This window comes from Nocardia sp. NPDC020380 (genome assembly GCF_044386975.1).
GTDB lineage: Bacteria > Actinomycetota > Actinomycetes > Mycobacteriales > Mycobacteriaceae > Nocardia.
Genome location: NZ_JBIRVQ010000001.1, coordinates 271,931 through 287,197, shown reverse-complemented (window position 1 = coordinate 287,197; position 15,267 = coordinate 271,931). Strand labels below are relative to the sequence as shown.

Genomic DNA, 15,267 nt, shown 5'->3' with positions numbered 1-15,267 from the left:
AATACCGAGGATTTCGGTAGGGGGTAGGCGCTTTCGGGTCGGTCGCCACTCTCGGAAGCATGTGCTTGGCTGGCAGCGGTCCTGTGCAGTTATGCATGGGGGCGATGAGGCGCGCCGGGGGAGCCGGTGGGCGGGTTCTGGGAGAGTGATGAGACAGATTCTGTTCGCTGCGATGATTGCGCTCGCGGTGTCCATCTCGGTGACGCCGGTGCTTATTCGCGTGTTCACGCGGGTGAAGCTGGGGCAGGAGATTCGGGCGGAGGGGCCGCGGAGTCATCAGGTCAAGCGGGGGACGCCCACTATGGGTGGGATTGCGATCGTGGCGGGGATGTGGGCTGGCTATCTGGGGTCGCATGTGATCGGGTTGCGGTTTCATGCGCCGGGGATGACGGCTTCCGGGTTGTTGGTGCTCGGGTTGGCTACTGCGCTGGGGGTTGTCGGGTTTCTGGATGACTTCATCAAGTTGTACAAGCGGCGGAATCTGGGGTTGACGGCGCGGGGGAAGTACGTCGGGCAGTTCGGTGCCGCAATTATTTTCGGGATTTTGGCGCTGCGATTTCCCGATAGTCAGGGGCTGACGCCTGGGAGCAGGCACTTTTCGATCGTGCGCGATCTCGGGTGGCTGTCATTCATTCCGGTGCTGTTCCTGGTGCTGGTTTGTTTTCTGGTGGTGGCCTGGTCGAATGCGGTGAACATCACCGACGGACTCGATGGACTGGCGGCGGGGTCGATGGGGATGACCCTGGGCGCGTATGTGCTGATCACGTTCTGGCAGTACACGAATTCCTGCGTCGCGCGTCCGCACGCGGGCTGCTATCAAGTGCGGGATCCGCTGGATCTGGCGCTGGTGTGCGCGTCGGCCGGTGCGGCATGTGTCGGATTCCTGTGGTGGAATGCGGCTCCCGCCAAGATCTTCATGGGCGATACGGGGGCGCTGGCGCTGGGTGGGCTGCTGGCCGGACTGTCGATCACCAGCCGCACCGAATTGCTGATGGTGCTGGTCGGCGCCCTGTTCTGCGCGGAGATCTTCTCGGTGTTGTTGCAGATCATCGTGTTCCGCACTACCGGGCGCCGACTGTTCCGGATGGCTCCGGTGCATCACCATTTCGAACTCGGCCGCTGGCCGGAAACCATGGTGACCACTCGATTCTGGCTGGTGGCAGCGATTTCCGCGGCGGCCGGGCTGATGGCGTTCTATGGCGAGGACCTTGCCGTGATCGGCTAGCCGGGGTTCAGCGGCCGTCGAGCCACCAGGTGGGGCGGGCGGTGCCGTCGGTGGTGCGGCCGTCGCGGTGGACGTAATGCCGGATGTCGCGGGCGGGTTCGGCGAATTCGCCGTGCAGGGCTCGTTCCAGCCATTCGGCGGCGAAGCGGAAGGCTTCGGCGGCGACGCCGCCGAGGGGGTGGAATTCGTTTTCGTAGACGCGGAGTTCTTTGGGGGCGTGGATGCGGTCGAAGCTGGTGAGGGCCTGTTCCAGTGGGGTGAGTTCGTCGAATTCGCCGATGCCGTAGAGGACTGGGCAGGTGATGTTTTCGACGAGGTCGCCGAGGGGGAGGTGGGTGGTGAGGTCTCGGTCGAAGGCGGCTTCGTCGGTGTAGCCGGCCATGCACATGTAGTTGTTCTTGAAGCTGGGCTGGGCGCGGTCGAAGATGGTGTGGAAATCGCCGGTGACGGCTTCGAAGGCGGCGAGGGCGGCCAGGCGGCGGTCGGTGGCGGCGGCGCGGGAGCCCCAGTAGCCGCTCATGCTGATGCCGAACATGCCGATGCGCTGCGGATCGACCTCGGGTAGTTCGGTGAGGTAGTCGAGGTAGCGGCCGATGGCGCGTTCGTAGTTGGTGAGATCGACGGTGAGGCCGCCGGTTCGGGTTTCGCCTTGGCCGGGGCCTTCGATGGAGAGGGCGACCGTGCCGCGGCTGGTGTAGTAGCGCTCCGCGGCGTGGATGTAGTCCTCTTTGATCATGTCCATGCCGGGGCCGAGGATCACCGCGGGCGCGCCCTGCACCGGACCCGCGGGGAGGTGCAGCAGGCCGTAGATCAGGCCGCCTTCGAAGTCGAGCACCACGCGCCGGACGCGATCGTCGCGCAGTTCGCCGAGCCGGGCGACGCAGTGGCCGGTCCGTGCGCGGAAGGCGGCCTTGCGCGGGTCCGTCGTGTCGAGGATCGAGTACTGGGCCCGGCCCCACATGACGGCGGCGCGTTCGTAGAGGTCGGAGGCGGTGCGGCGGAAGCCGTTCCGCTCGTGGTGGGTGGCGCGTTCCTCGGCTTGGGCGGCGATGGCGGCCCAGGCCTTGGGCAGCATGGCGCCGCTCTTGACCAGGGCGAAGACCTTGTCGAAGTCGGTGTGGTCGTGGCCGAGTTGTTCCATCGTGCCCTTGGCCTCGGGGTGCAGGGCATCGAATCCGCCTTGGGCGAGGGCGATGTCCAGGGTCCAGCTCTGGGCGGTCGAACGGTGGGTCATGGTGCTTCCTCTCGAATAGCTAAGTACTTATCTATTAAGTACTTAGGATAAAGTGCTGTCAAGTCCCATGCGCCGAGGAGAACCCCATGCCGAAACCCCGACCGGACGCCGCCCGCGGCGAATCGCTCGACCGGCTGGCGCGCGCCGCCTACCGGCTCAGCGCCGCCGACGCACGCCTGCGCGGCCGCGCGACCCGGGTGCCCGGCGCGGTATCGATGACGCACGCCCGCGCACTGCGCATCCTCGCCGAAGGCGGGCCGATGACGATCGGGCAGCTCGCCGCCGGCACCGAAACCACTGGCGCCGCAACGACTCAGCTCGTCAACGGGCTCGTGACGGCCGGATATGTCACCCGCACACCGTCGCCCGGCGACAAGCGTTCGGTCCAGGTCTCACTGACCGATGCGGGCCGCGAACGGCATCGCCGGCGTCAGCGGAAACTGACCGCGGCGCTGCAGGATTCGCTGTCCGAATACGACTCCGCCGCACTGGAATCCGCGACATCCGTCCTCGAACATCTGGCCGCCATCTACGACGAACTCTGAGTGGCCTCGGTATAGCGGCGCGCCAGCGTGCGGATGTGCGCGACCAGCTCGGGTGGATCGTCCACGCGGAAATCCATCATGAGCATGCTCAGGTAGATGGCGATGGTCTCCAGGCGGTCGGCACCGGTCAGCAGGAGGCAGGACTCGTTGTCGAGCGGTTCGACCACGCCCACTGTGGGATTGATGCGTGCGATCACCGTTTCCGCGGGCGCCAGCACGGTGACCCGGGCGTGCACCCGCCACCCGGTGCTGGCGATCTCGCGCAGCACGAAGGCGACCAGATCCTCGTCCGGCAGCGGGCGCGAGGCGAAATGACGGTCGCCGAGCGTGACCGCGGCCAGTCCGGCCACGGGAATCGCCCGCCAGGAATGGGTTTCGAGCGCGTAAGCCACCAGATACCAGCGGCGTTGCCAGCTGATCAGTCGGTAAGGCTCGCATTCGAGGTCACCCGCGTGCACGGTGGTGGTCGCGCGAATCGCGGAAGCCAGGGTGGCGAGGATCTCGGCGGGCACCGGGGCGTCGGGTTCACGGGAACCGGTGACCGCGGGACCCACATCGGTCACCGCGCGCAGCGCCGACACCTTGCGCTGCAAGCGTTTCGGGAGGATTCGCGCCAGTTTCGCGTGGGCGCGTTCCAGGCTGTCCTGGATGCCGGCGATGCCCGTGCTCCCGTCGGCGGCCTGATCCATGGCGACCGCGACGGCCACGGCCTCCTCGTCGTCGAGCAGCAGGGGCGGCATGGTGGTGCCCTGGCTGAGGCGGTAGCCGCCGATCGGGCCGCGTTCGGCGTGCACGGGATAGCCGAGTTCGCGCAGCCGGGCGATGTCCTGGCGCAGGGTGCGGCCGGTGACGTCCAGGTGTTCGGCCAGTTCGCGGCCGCAGTAGGGGTGTTCCTGCAGCAGGGAGAGCAGCCGCAGCAGCCTGGTTGTGGTGGAGGTCACATATCTGCCTTTTCTGCTGTCGGATGATTAGGAAGAAATCTAGCCTAATAGCGTCATACCTTGGTTTCAACGGAAACGAAACCACCTGAGAGGCAAGCACAATGAGCACCGACCCGCAGGCCACCGCCGATCCCGCCGTCCTCCTCGCCCCCGTCTGGCGTGATGTCCTCGCCACCTCCCATCGCGCGCTGACCGGCGTGGTCGCAGGCATCGGCGCGGACCAGTGGAGCAACACCACTCCGTGCTCGGCCTGGACGGTCACGCAGGTCGTCCAGCACGCGGCCGGTGATCAGCTGGCCTACGCCAAGGTGCTGGGCATCGGCAACGGGCCTGCTTTCGATCCCTTCGAGCCGTCCGGTCACCTCGACGGCAGTGCCGACGAATTGCTCACCGCGGCAATCGAACCCACGGTCACCGCCTGGGCCACCGTCGGCGACGATGTCGAAACCGTCCCCACCCCACTGCCGTTCGGCGCCCTCCCGACTCCGATCGCCGGCGTGCTGTGCGCCCTCGACGCCGCCGTGCATGCCTGGGATATCGCCATCGGCACCGGCCAGCCCGCGCCGCTCACCGACGAACTCGCCGGCCACCTGCTCACCGCCGCGCGCGGACTCATCGAGCCGTTGCGGGATTACGGGGTCTACGCGGCGATCGTCGAGGGCGTGCCCGCGAGCGAGACCCCGGTCGTCGACGAACTGCTGGCTTACCTGGGCCGTGACCCGCGCGCCTGAATCCGCCCGCGGCCGCCGGCGGGGAGTGTCCCTGTCACCGCTCTCGCCGGTACCGGCGTGACGGAGCAGGCCGACGGTCCAGGTAGACTCCCTTTCTCGTGAGTCTCACCCTCGGAATCGTCGGCCTGCCCAATGTCGGAAAGTCGACCCTCTTCAATGCGCTGACCCGCAATGACGTGCTCGCGGCGAACTACCCGTTCGCCACCATCGAGCCGAACGTCGGCGTGGTGCCGCTGCCCGATTCCCGGTTGAGCAAGCTGGCCGAGATCTTCGGATCCGAGCGCATCGTGCCCGCCGTGGTCTCCTTCGTGGATATCGCCGGCATCGTGAAGGGCGCGTCCGAGGGCGCGGGCCTGGGCAACAAGTTCCTCGCCAATATCCGTGAGGCCGATGCCATCTGCCAGGTGGTGCGCGTCTTCGCCGACGACGATGTGATCCACGTCGACGGCAAGGTCGACCCGACCTCCGATATCGAGGTCATCGAGACCGAGCTGATCCTCGCCGACCTGCAGACCCTCGAGAAGGCGGTCGTCCGCCTCGAGAAGGAAGCCAAGGTCAAGAAGGATCGCAAGCCGGTCGCCGATGCCGCCAAGCAGGCGCAGGACATCCTGAACGCGGGCCGCACCCTGTTCGCCGCCCGCAAGGAGATCGACACCGACCTCCTCCGCGAGCTGACGCTGCTCACCACCAAGCCCTTCCTCTACGTCTTCAATGCCGACGAGTCGGTCCTCACCGATGAGGCCAAGAAGGCCGAACTGAAGGCCGCCGTCGCCCCCGCCGACGCCGTCTTCCTCGATGCCAAGGTCGAGGCCGAACTCCTCGAACTCGACGAGGAATCCGCCCTCGAACTCCTGGAATCCATCGGCCAGACCGAACCCGGCCTGCACGCCCTGGCCCGAGCCGGCTTCCACACCCTCGGCCTCCAGACCTACCTGACCGCAGGCCCCAAGGAATCCCGCGCCTGGACCATCCACCAGGGCGACACCGCCCCCAAGGCGGCCGGCGTCATCCACACCGACTTCGAACGCGGCTTCATCAAGGCCGAGATCGTCGCCTTCGACGACCTGGTGGCCGCCGGCTCCATGGCCGCCGCCAAGTCCGCGGGCAAGGTCCGCATGGAAGGCAAGGACTACGTCATGGTCGATGGTGACGTCGTGGAATTCCGTTTTAACGTATAAGGATTCGCCGCACGAGAGCGAATTGCACTGAGCCCCATCCGGATTCCGGGTGGGGCTCGGTTCGTTCCGGGGTCAGGCTTTTACTGCGTCCCAGGCGGCCTGGCCGAGGATCGGGGCAGGGTCGAGGATGTCGAATTCTGTTGTGCGGGCGAGCCATAGCCGCGCGTATTCGACGCAGGGGCCCATCCAGAGGGATTGGCAGAGTCTGGGAGGCAGGGGTTTGATGCGGCCCTGGGTGATGTGGGGTTGGAGCCAGGCGGTGGCGGCGCCGTAGAAGTAGTCGTTCAGGGCGGTGATCTCGGGGCGGGCTTCCTCGATGCTCTCGAATTCGCGGTGGTGGAAGAGGAAGCGGGCGCGGCGTTCGTTGGCCGCGACCCATTCGAGGTGGGTGCGGACGGTGCTCTCGATGCCGCCGCGGGCTGTCGAATTGCTCTGCAGCACAGCGAGATAGGTGTCGTAGTAGTCGCGGAGGATTTCGAGGTAGAGCTCGGCGGCGACGCCGTCCTTGCTGCCGAAGAAGTGGTAGATGCTGCCCACGCTGGCGCCGGAGGCGCGGTGCAGGGCCTCGACCGTGGCGCCAGCGACTCCGCTTTTCAGGAAGACCGTCAGGGCGGCGTCGAGGATGGCGCGGCGGCGTGCGAGGCCGGCGGTGGGGGCGGTGGTCACTGGTGAACCGTACCGAATCTGCCATTGACTGGAAAAATCTTCTAGAATAATTTTCTAGTTCTACGTGACCGGCCGAACGAAGGACTGTGGCGAATGAGCACGAGTACCGAGAACCGCACGAATGACACAGTGCGGCGGGTGAGTCCGGTCGATGTGGCGCTCGGCGTCGCCTGCGTGGTGTGGGTGGTGATGACGCTCTGGTCGGGGATCCAGACCGGCGGCAAGGGGCTACCGGTGATTCCGCAGACGATCACCTCGTTGGCGCTGGTGGTGGCCGTGTTCGGGCACATGCTCAAGCACCTGGGGGTGAAGCTCGCGGCGGCCTACTTCGTGATCGCGGCCATCGTGGAATGGTCCTTCGAGCAGACCAATATCGCGTTCGGCGGGTTCATCTGGGGTGATCTGCGGTACGGCGATCTGGCGATGATGGGTCCCCATATCGGCAGCGTTCCGCTGCTGGTGCCGCTGGGCATGGTGGCCTTGTTGTGGCCGGTCTACGTGATCATCAATGTGGTGCTCGACGGGAAGATCGTGGTGAACCCGCGCTCGCTGCGGCCGTGGCAGGTGGTGTGGCACTGCGTGCTCTACGGCATGCTGCACGCCTGGATCGCGTTTCTGGCCAATGGTTTCTGCACGAAGTTCGGCGTCTACGAATGGGTCGGAAGATCCAAGGCGCTGCCGGCGCAGGACTCGTTCTTCGGTGATCCCAAACTGCCTGTCGGATGGGCGATCTGGGGGTTTCTGATCACCCTCGTCATCTCGTTCGTGCTGATTCCCGTGCTGGGCAAGGGTGCGCTGGCCCGGGAGGAAGCGCGGCCACTCAGTTGGGTGGACGCTGCCCCGATCGTGGTGATCGGGTCCTACGCCTTCGCGCTGTACCTCAATCCGGTGAACAAGTCCGTAGGCAGCGTCATCCTGTTCATGTTCGGATTCATCTCGCTGCTCGCCCTGTATCGCTTCGTGGCTGTCCTGCTGAACCAGGTTCGCCTACCGCTCAGCTCCTGAGCAAGGGTTCCAGAGCGGCGGCGACCCGGTCCAGCGGGGCGTTGCCGCCCTCGGTGCGGCAGAGGACGAGGGCGCCTTCGATCCCGGCGATCAGCAGCGTCGCCACATCGGTGGCCTCGGGTTCGGGAGTTCCATTGCGGTGCAGGCAGTCCCGGAAGGCGCGCTGCCAGCGGGCGTAGACGGCGCGGGCCGACTCGCGGAGGGCGTCGTCGTCGGCGCCGATGGTGATCGCGGCGACGGGGCTGCCGGGTGGGTATTCGCCGCCGGCCAGCATGGTCTTGGCGCCGGCGATGATGGCACGCATGGCGGAGAGCGGTTCCTGTGCGATGCACCAGGATTCGATGTAGGCGCCGATGGTGGCGTCGGTGGCGGCCAGGACCTCCCGGGCCACTTCGGTTTTGCCGTCCGGGAAGTGGTGGTAGATCACGCCGCGGTGGGCGCCGGCGGCGGTGGCGATCTCGCGGATGCCGGTCGCGCCGTAGCCGCGGGCGCGGAAGAGCAGCGCGGCTTGTTCGATCATCCGCTGACGGGTTTCCCGGGCCACCTGTGTCCTCTCGCGTCCCTTGACTAAGCCGATCGTCCTAGAACATACTCCATCCGATTGCTAAGACGATCGACTTAGCCGATGCCGGCGGACCCCACCGCAGGTCATTCCAGCTGTCCTGCGGGGAATGCCGCAACTGCCTGCGCGGGCACACCGGCAACTGCGTCACGACCGGGCCGATGGCGATGTACAGCCTGCCCGGCAACAATCACGGCGGATTCCTCAGCGACCTGGTCCACGTGGCGAATACCCCGTCACGGTCGACGCCAGCAGCAGTATCGAAGGCCTGCACTGTGCCATCCGTTCGACGGCCCCCGAAGCGTGTGTACCAGCATCGGCATCTACTTCACCGAGACCACGCCGCTGCCACTGCTGGGTATGTGCATGCGCGGCATCCGATTCCACACCGGCCGCGCGCACGCCCGCCCGGCCATGGAACCGATTCTCGACCTTGTTCGCACCGGCCGCCTGCATCCCGAACAGGCTTACGGTGCAGCCACTCTGGCTCAGCACCGCCAATTGGGTTCCGGATGTGGAAGTTGTCATGAGTCGATTCTCGGAGCCTTCCCGATGATCAACAATGCCAAGATGGGGCACGATACTTTCCAGCTGATGGAATCGGGAAGGCGCCGCCGTGGAGAATCTCGACCTGAACCTGCTCGCGTCGACCTCGAGATCGGTGTCATCGACCACGCCGACCCCGAGACGATCGTCGAACCGCTGGCCGAGGTGGCCATGCTCGGGATCGCGGCCGCCGGGCACCCGTTCACGACCGGGCCGGTCGCGCCCGAAATATATGCCGCGGCAGAGCATCTCAGCGTCTCCCGGCGCGGCAGGCTGCGCGGGCCCATCGATAAGCGGCTCGCCGAACTCGGGCTGTCCCGGCGCGTGGTCGCCACCGTGCCGAACTACGCGGAGGCGCTGATCGCCGTGCGGGACAGCGAACTGATCTGCCACACACCGGGTTTCCCGGACACCTCGATCTCGGCGGGCACCGGCATCTTCCGCATCCCGCTCGACCTGCCGTCCGCCGAGGTGGCCATGGCCTGGCATCCCCGGCATCACGCGGATTCCGCGCACAGCTGGCTGCGGGCCCGGGTCCGCGCGACCGTCGAGGCCGCGCTGACCGGTTAGGGCAGGGTCCGTGTCAGCGGTGCAAGGTGGTCTCGAAGTCCATGTGCGACAGCTTCTCCGGATTACGCACGGCGTAGAGCCCGGTGATCAGGCCGTCGTCGATGCGCAGCGCGATGACGGTGTCGACCTCGCCGCCCTCGCGGAGGACGAGGGCCGGGTATCCGTTGACCAGTGCCGGTTCCATGGGCAGGGCGGCCATCCGGGTCTGCTGCACGGTGAGCAGGCGGGCGATCCGGCTCGCGCCCGAAACCGGCCGCAGCAGCGCCTGTTTGATGCCGCCGCCATCGCCGAGCAGCACCACGTCGGGCGCGAGGATATCGAGCAGGCCCTGCATATCGCCGGTCTGGACGGCCCGCTGGAAAGCCTCCAGCGCGCCCTGGGTCTCGGCCTGGGAGGGCAGCCCGCGCGGCCGGCGGGCGGCAATGTGCGCGCGGGCCCGGTGCGCGATCTGCCGGACCGCGGCGGGCGTCTTGTCGACGGCCGCGGCGATCTCGTCGTATTCGAGGGCGAAGACCTCGCGCAGCACGAATACCGCGCGTTCGGTCGGTGCGAGGGTTTCGAGGACGAGCAGCATGGCCATCGAGACGTTCTCGGCCAGCTCGATATCCTCGGCCACATCGGGCGTGGTGAGCAGCGGTTCGGGCAGCCAGGACCCGACATAGGACTCCCGGCGCCGGCCCAGCGTCCGCAGCCGGCTCAGCGCCTGCCGGGTGGTGATCTGCACCAGATAGGCGCGCTGGTCGCGCACGGTGTCCAGGTCGACGCCCATCCATCGCAGCCAGGTCTCCTGCAGCACGTCCTCGGCGTCGGCGGCCGAGCCGAGCATTTCGTAGGCGACGGTGAAGAGCAGGTTCCGGTGCGTGACAAAGGCTTCGGTGGCAGGGTCCGGCCGGTGGTCATCGCTCATCACTGCACTCCGTCTCTCGCATCACGACCGTGTCGGCCATGGGACGCCGCCCGGCGCCCGTTTGTGACAGGTATGCGGGAAGATTTCCACCGCTACGTGGCCGGGGGCAACTGCGGCATCGCACCGCGCGCCGGCACCGCGCCGTGGTAGAAGTACCGCCCCAGCCCGATCGAGAAGATGAGCATCCCGTACACCGAATGCTCGACGGACGCGGTGAACAGCGACTGGCTGGCCAGGTACCGCGCCGCGAAGATCCAGCCGCCGACGCCGCTGGCCGCGACCGACACCCAGCTGCCGAAGATGATGTGCACGTACCCGAAGGCCGCCGCACTGGCCGCCACCAGCCCGGCGCCGTCCCCGAAAACCGGTGCGTACCGGTGGAACAGGAACGAGCGGAAGATCAACTCCTGCGGATACACGCTCAACATCGGATACAGCACCATGACCGCCGCCCACAGCACCGGATTCCGCCGCGGCAGATCGAACAGATCCTCCCGCCGCAGCAGCGCCGTCGCCGCGGTCAGCGCCAGCCCGTTCGACACGGCCGCGACCGCCATCGATCGCGCCTGCGGCCGCAGGGCTTTCGGCCGCCACAGCGACTCCCGATCGAAACCGTCCGACCGCCGCAGGTACACCGTGGCGCCCGCGGCCAGCGCGAGCAGAATCGGAATCGGCGGCCTGCCCCGCATATACGCGTTGTATGCGGTCGTCCCACCGAAGAACAGGGCCGCATACTCGGCGCCGAGATAAACCCGCCGCCACCGTCGAATCCGCATGTCCACACCCTAGTTTCCGGACGCCGGGTCCGCCGGGTTCAGTTGGCGGGCAATGCCGGGGCGGCCGCGCCGATGGCGAGGTCGGTGGGGGCCGGGGGACGCCGCGGCGGGTGCAGGCGGGTGCCGACCCAGCCGAAGGCCCCGGGATACATGCCGCGCCAGGTGCCCCAGTTGTGGCCGCCGTCGTCGACGATCAAGGGCGAGACCACCTGGGTGGGAGATTTCGCGGCGGCGGCGAGGGCCTGCGCGTTGGCGGGGGTGCTGGACGGGTCGTGGCGGCTGGTGGCGACCATGAGTGCGACGGGAGCGCCATTGCCGGCCAGGCGAATTGCGCTGGTGAGCCGCCGCAGGGTGCGACTGGGGATGACGTCCGGATCGCCCTGGAAATCGTCGGGTCCGAAGGCGAGCCCGGTCGCGAAGACGCCGGGGTATTGCAGCGGGAGGGTGGCGGCGCAGTAACCGCCGGTGGAGTCGCCGGCGACGGCCCAGCCGGACGGGTCGCGCAGGGCGCGGAAGCGGGCGGTCACCAGATTGCGGACATCGTGGGCGAGCCAGGTGGCGGTCTGCGGGCCGTGCGGGATATTGGTGCAGTCCGTGTTCCCGGCCGGATTGATGCGGGGCATCACCAGAATGGCCGGTGGGAGTTGGCCTTTGCGCATCATGTCGGCCAGTTCGGTGGTGGCGTGGCCGCCGCGGATCCAGGCGCGCGGGGTGCCGGGGACGCCGTGCAGCAGCATGATGACCGGGAAGCGGTAGCCGCTGAACTCGGGCCGATCGTATTGCGGTGGCGTCCAGACCAATACGGTGCCGTGCAGCCCGGATTCGGGGCCGCGGTAGCCGGTCCCGAGGACGCCGTCACCGGCGTCGGTGAAGACGGCGGTGCCCGATGAGGCGCTGCTCCCGAATTCGGCGGACGGCGGCTGGCCGAGCAGATCGTTCCAGGAGCTGTAGAGCGCGAAGTTGTCGTTGACCCAGAGGCCGAGCACGGCGACCGCGGTGGCCTGGCAGAGCCCGATCATGCCGAGCCGGGTCAGCCAGCGCAGCGGGCGTGGACCGCGAACGGCGTTCCACGCCAGCAGGGTTACCAGTACGGCGGCGACGGCTGCGGCGATCGTAGTGTAGAACAGCCAGTCGCTGGTCAAGCTCATTGAATCCTCACCCCGTTCACGGATCGGAACGCTACGCGATACGTGTTCAGTGCAATAGTTACCAGGCGCACTGAACTGTGATCGGGGTGGGTCCGCCGTTTTCAGCGGGGCTTCAGGATTCCGGGCGCGGGCTGTGCTCAGCGCTGGGGCGCGTGATGCTGTTCCTTGCGTCGCACGGTGATGTCGAATCCCGGGATGGGGACATGACGTTCGCGGCAGCGGGAGCAGAGTGGTTCGGGCTGGTGGCGGGTATCGATCATCCATCGCGAACAGCGCCGGCACACGGTCGTGGTCGGCGGGTTGGAGAGGTCGGACAGGCCGATTGCCAGCATGGCGACCACGGCGGCCAGGGCCACCGCGGCCGCGGAGAAAGCCAGAACGTCCAAGACCATGGAACTTCACTCCTCCGGGCGAATATCGCACTACGATACTTATATATCGTAGTGCGATACGAGCAAGTAAGGTTACGTCCGTGTCAAAGCTGACCCCACGCGACTACACCACGCTCCTGACGTTCCGGACCGCGCTGCGCCGGTTCGAACGCTGGAGCGAGGAACAGGCGCGTCAGGTCGGTCTCACGCCCGCGCAACATCAACTGCTGCTGGCCATCACGGGTCATCCGGACGAGCGGGAGCCCACCATCGGCGATATCGCCGACCATCTCGCGGTGCGGCATCACAGCGTCGTGGGGCTGGTGGATCGCGCCGTCGAAGCCGGTCTGGTCGAACGCGTCCGGGACGAATATGATTCGCGCGTGGTCAGATTGGCGGTAACCCCCCTCGGCGAACAGCGCCTGGAGGCACTCAGTGAACTGCATCTCGCGGAACTGGGCCGTCTCGCTCCGATACTGGATCATCTGACCGCGAGCCTGCCCGTCTCGGATACCGCCGGCACCTAGCGCCGCCGGGGTCCGCGCACCCTCCGCATGTCGATTGCCATGCATTTGCTGGAACCCATCCCCGACCGGGGCGAATGACCTTCTGAAACACGCCATCGCGACGCGCGGTGTGGAGCATGAAATTAACATTCCGCCTGCGGTGCGGTGCGGTGCTGTTCCGCTATCGTTCATCCATCTATCCGATGCTGCTACTGGCGCGCCAGGGCTGGTTCGTCGAATCCGGAGTAGGTAGCCGGGCGGCAAATGCCCGACGCGGGCCCCCGACCGTCTCCGAAAGATCGAGGGATCGTGCCTGTACCCGTAACTCTCGCCGGCCGCCTGGTGCGGCTGGAACCCCTTGCGCCGCAGCATGCTTCGGGTCTCGCGGAGGCAGCGGCCGGGAATCGTGACGATTATTCGTTCACGCCCGTCCCGCACGGAGTGGACGAGGCGCTGGACTATGTGGCGCAGGCGCTGGCCGGCCACGCCGCCGGCACGTCGCTGGCCTTCGCCATCATCGCCGTCGCCAGCGGGCGGGTGCTGGGGTCCACCCGGTTCACCCGATTCGACTACTGGCAGGGGCCCGTGGTGTGGCCGCTGGTGCACGGAATGCCGACCGGGGATCCGTTGCTCACGGTCCCCGATGCGGCCGAAATCGGAAATAGCTGGCTCTCCCGGGAGGCCCGCGGAGCGGGCATAAACCTGGAGTCCAAGCTGCTCTTGCTGCAGCACGCGTTCGATGTGTGGCGCGTGCGGCGCATTGCCATGCGGGCGGATGTCCGTAATGTCCGTTCTCGCATGGCAATCGAACGCCTCGGCGCCACCAGCGACGGCGTCCGCCGGGCCCATTCCCGGGGCCTCGACGGGGAGGTTCGCAGCACGGCCTTCTACTCCATCCTCGACGAGGAATGGCCGGCCGTCCGCGTTACCATCGAGGGACAGCTGGCGGCCCTCCCGGCAACCTCCGCCAACCGCTTGATCGACGCGTAACCGCGCGCCGATCGGCGGATGGCCACGGGACCGATCGGGGAAGACCGATCGGTCCCACTCATGTTCGGCGACTATAATTCCCGATGTTGCACAGGTCGGCGCCGAGGAGATCGATCCGAGTCGGGTGACTCGGCGGCCGGCACGACCTCGGATATGAAGCCAGCAACCGGGCGCGGGGCCGCACACTCGTCACACGCACTGTCCGGCCCCCCTTCCTCGAAGGATCAGCCGCATGCCCGACCCCATGCACACCAAGGTCTGCCTCGCGGACATCATGTCCGGATCCCCGGTCCTCAGCCTGTTCCTCGTCCCCGAACCCCGCGTCCGCGGCGGCAGCGTGCTGCACCTGCTCGAACAGGTCCCGCTGTCGGCCCGCCGGACACCCCGCGCCGATCCCGCCCTCGTCTCCTGGCTGCAGGCGCAGCACACCTCACCGGCCATCCGCACCCGATACCTCGCCTTCCGCCCCGGACTGCACGACCCGCACCGGGCGCACGCGATCCTGCACGACCACTACATCGCGGACGCCGAACCACTCGGCCTGGACACCGACGACCCCGACGAGATGACACGGCTGGCGCTGCTACCCGAACACTGGCTCGGCGCCCGGCGGATCGACGACTTCCACGACCACGCGGTGCGCGGCGCCATGCTCGCCGTCTACCGGCACTTCGGGGTGGACCGGCGGATACCGCTCATGTACCACGGCTATGCCGAACCGGAGGACGGCTGGTTCGAAGTGCCTGCGGCGCAGGCCTGATCACTCGCTATTCGAAGGGCACGAGGGTCAGCAGCCACCACGGCCGCTGCGGCGACTCGAACAGGAAGGTCTGCACGTACAGCCGTATCTCCCGGCGCGTCTCCGGCTCGTGCATGAGCACGGTCCGCTCCCGCGGGGCCTCGGCGCCTTCGTTCTCGTTCCACAGCCGATCCCACTCGGGGGAGCGGCGGCACAGGTTCAGGATCTCCTCGATGCGCGCCGGCGCGACCCGGCCAGGCGCCAGATGCCGGAACGTCGAGACCATCAGCTGCGCCTCGAATTCCCAGTCGCCCAGCCGATATCGGGCCATCGGATCGAGCATGATGCCGGTCATCAGGTTCGCACCCGCACCGGTACCCGGGAAGATCTCCACGAACGCCCTGTTCGCGGCCACCACGTCGAAGGCCGCATCGTGCAGGCAGGCCGGATGCGGAAGGCTGTGCAGCACCGCGAGATCGGCAGCCGGCGGGGCGGAGGGGTCGAACACCCTGAGCAGTGTGCTGTATTTCTCTTCGGGCTGACTTCGTATCGAGTTAAGCCGGATCACAAGTGTGGTCGCTCTCGCAGAATTTCTGCCATATTGATCCTGTTCGGTTTGGTTCGAAA

The 15,267-nt window shown here is 67.2% G+C and carries 18 protein-coding genes; 9 read left to right on the top strand and 9 right to left on the bottom strand.

Going from position 1 to position 15,267, the window contains the following annotated elements; translation table 11 throughout:
• Nucleotides 1-148 precede the first annotated feature (148 nt).
• Nucleotides 149-1,225: a phospho-N-acetylmuramoyl-pentapeptide-transferase gene (gene mraY, locus ACH438_RS01300; RefSeq protein WP_397000709.1), complete on the top strand. Its 1,077-nt coding sequence runs from the start codon at nt 149-151 to the stop codon at nt 1,223-1,225.
• A 7-nt stretch (nt 1,226-1,232) separates the two neighbouring features.
• Here mraY and ACH438_RS01295 read toward each other — a convergent pair whose 3' ends face one another.
• Nucleotides 1,233-2,459 (bottom strand): alpha/beta hydrolase, encoded by a 1,227-nt coding sequence (locus ACH438_RS01295; protein ID WP_396999869.1) that lies wholly within the window; start codon nt 2,457-2,459, stop codon nt 1,233-1,235.
• An 86-nt stretch (nt 2,460-2,545) separates the two neighbouring features.
• Here ACH438_RS01295 and ACH438_RS01290 point away from each other — a divergent pair, with 86 nt between their 5' ends.
• Nucleotides 2,546-3,004 carry a MarR family winged helix-turn-helix transcriptional regulator gene (locus ACH438_RS01290; RefSeq protein WP_396999867.1) on the top strand — a complete coding sequence of 153 codons (459 nt, stop codon included), beginning with the start codon at nt 2,546-2,548 and terminating at the stop codon, nt 3,002-3,004.
• Here the strand turns inward: ACH438_RS01290 and ACH438_RS01285 are convergent.
• Nucleotides 2,989-3,945 (bottom strand): helix-turn-helix transcriptional regulator, encoded by a 957-nt coding sequence (locus tag ACH438_RS01285; RefSeq protein WP_396999865.1) that lies wholly within the window; start codon nt 3,943-3,945, stop codon nt 2,989-2,991. The genes ACH438_RS01290 and ACH438_RS01285 overlap by 16 nt on opposite strands.
• Nucleotides 3,946-4,046: 101 nt before the next feature.
• On the opposite strand from ACH438_RS01285, the gene ACH438_RS01280 reads away from it, so the two are divergent.
• Together ACH438_RS01280 and ychF are read left to right on the top strand one after the other, a co-directional pair.
• On the top strand, nt 4,047-4,676 hold the full coding sequence (locus ACH438_RS01280; protein ID WP_396999863.1) for a TIGR03086 family metal-binding protein: 630 nt from the start codon (nt 4,047-4,049) through the stop codon (nt 4,674-4,676).
• 98 nt (nt 4,677-4,774) lie between these two features.
• Nucleotides 4,775-5,854, top strand: a complete 1,080-nt coding sequence (gene ychF / locus ACH438_RS01275; protein WP_396999861.1) for a redox-regulated ATPase YchF — start codon at nt 4,775-4,777, stop codon at nt 5,852-5,854.
• A gap of 72 nt (nt 5,855-5,926) precedes the next feature.
• On the opposite strand, the gene ACH438_RS01270 is transcribed toward ychF, so the two are convergent.
• Nucleotides 5,927-6,520 (bottom strand): TetR/AcrR family transcriptional regulator, encoded by a 594-nt coding sequence (locus ACH438_RS01270; protein ID WP_396999859.1) that lies wholly within the window; start codon nt 6,518-6,520, stop codon nt 5,927-5,929.
• 93 nt (nt 6,521-6,613) lie between these two features.
• Between ACH438_RS01270 and ACH438_RS01265 the strand changes: the two genes are divergently transcribed.
• Nucleotides 6,614-7,525 carry a hypothetical protein gene (locus tag ACH438_RS01265; RefSeq protein WP_396999857.1) on the top strand — a complete coding sequence of 304 codons (912 nt, stop codon included), beginning with the start codon at nt 6,614-6,616 and terminating at the stop codon, nt 7,523-7,525.
• Here ACH438_RS01265 and ACH438_RS01260 read toward each other — a convergent pair.
• Nucleotides 7,515-8,069: a TetR/AcrR family transcriptional regulator gene (locus ACH438_RS01260; protein ID WP_396999855.1), complete on the bottom strand. Its 555-nt coding sequence runs from the start codon at nt 8,067-8,069 to the stop codon at nt 7,515-7,517. The two genes, ACH438_RS01265 and ACH438_RS01260, sit on opposite strands and share 11 nt — an antisense overlap.
• 321 nt (nt 8,070-8,390) lie before the next feature.
• On the opposite strand from ACH438_RS01260, the gene ACH438_RS01255 reads away from it, so the two are divergent.
• On the top strand, nt 8,391-9,203 hold the full coding sequence (locus ACH438_RS01255) for a LysR substrate-binding domain-containing protein (RefSeq protein ID WP_396999853.1): 813 nt from the start codon (nt 8,391-8,393) through the stop codon (nt 9,201-9,203).
• 13 nt (nt 9,204-9,216) lie between these two features.
• On the opposite strand, the gene ACH438_RS01250 is transcribed toward ACH438_RS01255, so the two are convergent.
• The 4 genes from ACH438_RS01250 to ACH438_RS01235 all read right to left on the bottom strand — a co-directional run bounded on the left by ACH438_RS01250 (nt 9,217) and on the right by ACH438_RS01235 (nt 12,426).
• A complete protein-coding gene (locus tag ACH438_RS01250) occupies nt 9,217-10,110 on the bottom strand; it encodes an RNA polymerase sigma-70 factor (RefSeq protein WP_396999851.1) in 894 nt (297 codons plus the stop codon).
• Between the two features lie 92 nt (nt 10,111-10,202).
• The gene (locus ACH438_RS01245) at nt 10,203-10,886 is read right to left on the bottom strand and encodes a CPBP family intramembrane glutamic endopeptidase (RefSeq protein WP_396999849.1); all 684 of its coding nucleotides are present in this window, start codon (nt 10,884-10,886) and stop codon (nt 10,203-10,205) included.
• 38 nt (nt 10,887-10,924) lie between these two features.
• Nucleotides 10,925-12,034 carry an alpha/beta hydrolase gene (locus ACH438_RS01240; RefSeq protein WP_396999847.1) on the bottom strand — a complete coding sequence of 370 codons (1,110 nt, stop codon included), beginning with the start codon at nt 12,032-12,034 and terminating at the stop codon, nt 10,925-10,927.
• A 137-nt stretch (nt 12,035-12,171) separates the two neighbouring features.
• The gene (locus ACH438_RS01235) at nt 12,172-12,426 is read right to left on the bottom strand and encodes a hypothetical protein (protein WP_396999845.1); all 255 of its coding nucleotides are present in this window, start codon (nt 12,424-12,426) and stop codon (nt 12,172-12,174) included.
• An 80-nt stretch (nt 12,427-12,506) separates the two neighbouring features.
• On the opposite strand from ACH438_RS01235, the gene ACH438_RS01230 reads away from it, so the two are divergent.
• The 3 genes from ACH438_RS01230 (at nt 12,507) to ACH438_RS01220 (ending at nt 14,661) form a co-directional block, all read left to right on the top strand.
• Entirely contained in the window at nt 12,507-12,932 is a 426-nt protein-coding gene (locus tag ACH438_RS01230) for a MarR family winged helix-turn-helix transcriptional regulator (RefSeq protein ID WP_396999843.1), read from the top strand.
• Nucleotides 12,933-13,220: 288 nt separating this feature from the next.
• Nucleotides 13,221-13,901, top strand: a complete 681-nt coding sequence (locus ACH438_RS01225; RefSeq protein ID WP_396999841.1) for a GNAT family N-acetyltransferase — start codon at nt 13,221-13,223, stop codon at nt 13,899-13,901.
• 232 nt (nt 13,902-14,133) lie between these two features.
• On the top strand, nt 14,134-14,661 hold the full coding sequence (locus ACH438_RS01220) for a hypothetical protein (RefSeq protein WP_396999839.1): 528 nt from the start codon (nt 14,134-14,136) through the stop codon (nt 14,659-14,661).
• A gap of 7 nt (nt 14,662-14,668) precedes the next feature.
• On the opposite strand, the gene ACH438_RS01215 is transcribed toward ACH438_RS01220, so the two are convergent.
• The gene (locus ACH438_RS01215) at nt 14,669-15,148 is read right to left on the bottom strand and encodes a hypothetical protein (protein ID WP_396999837.1); all 480 of its coding nucleotides are present in this window, start codon (nt 15,146-15,148) and stop codon (nt 14,669-14,671) included.
• Nucleotides 15,149-15,267: the final 119 nt, after the last annotated feature.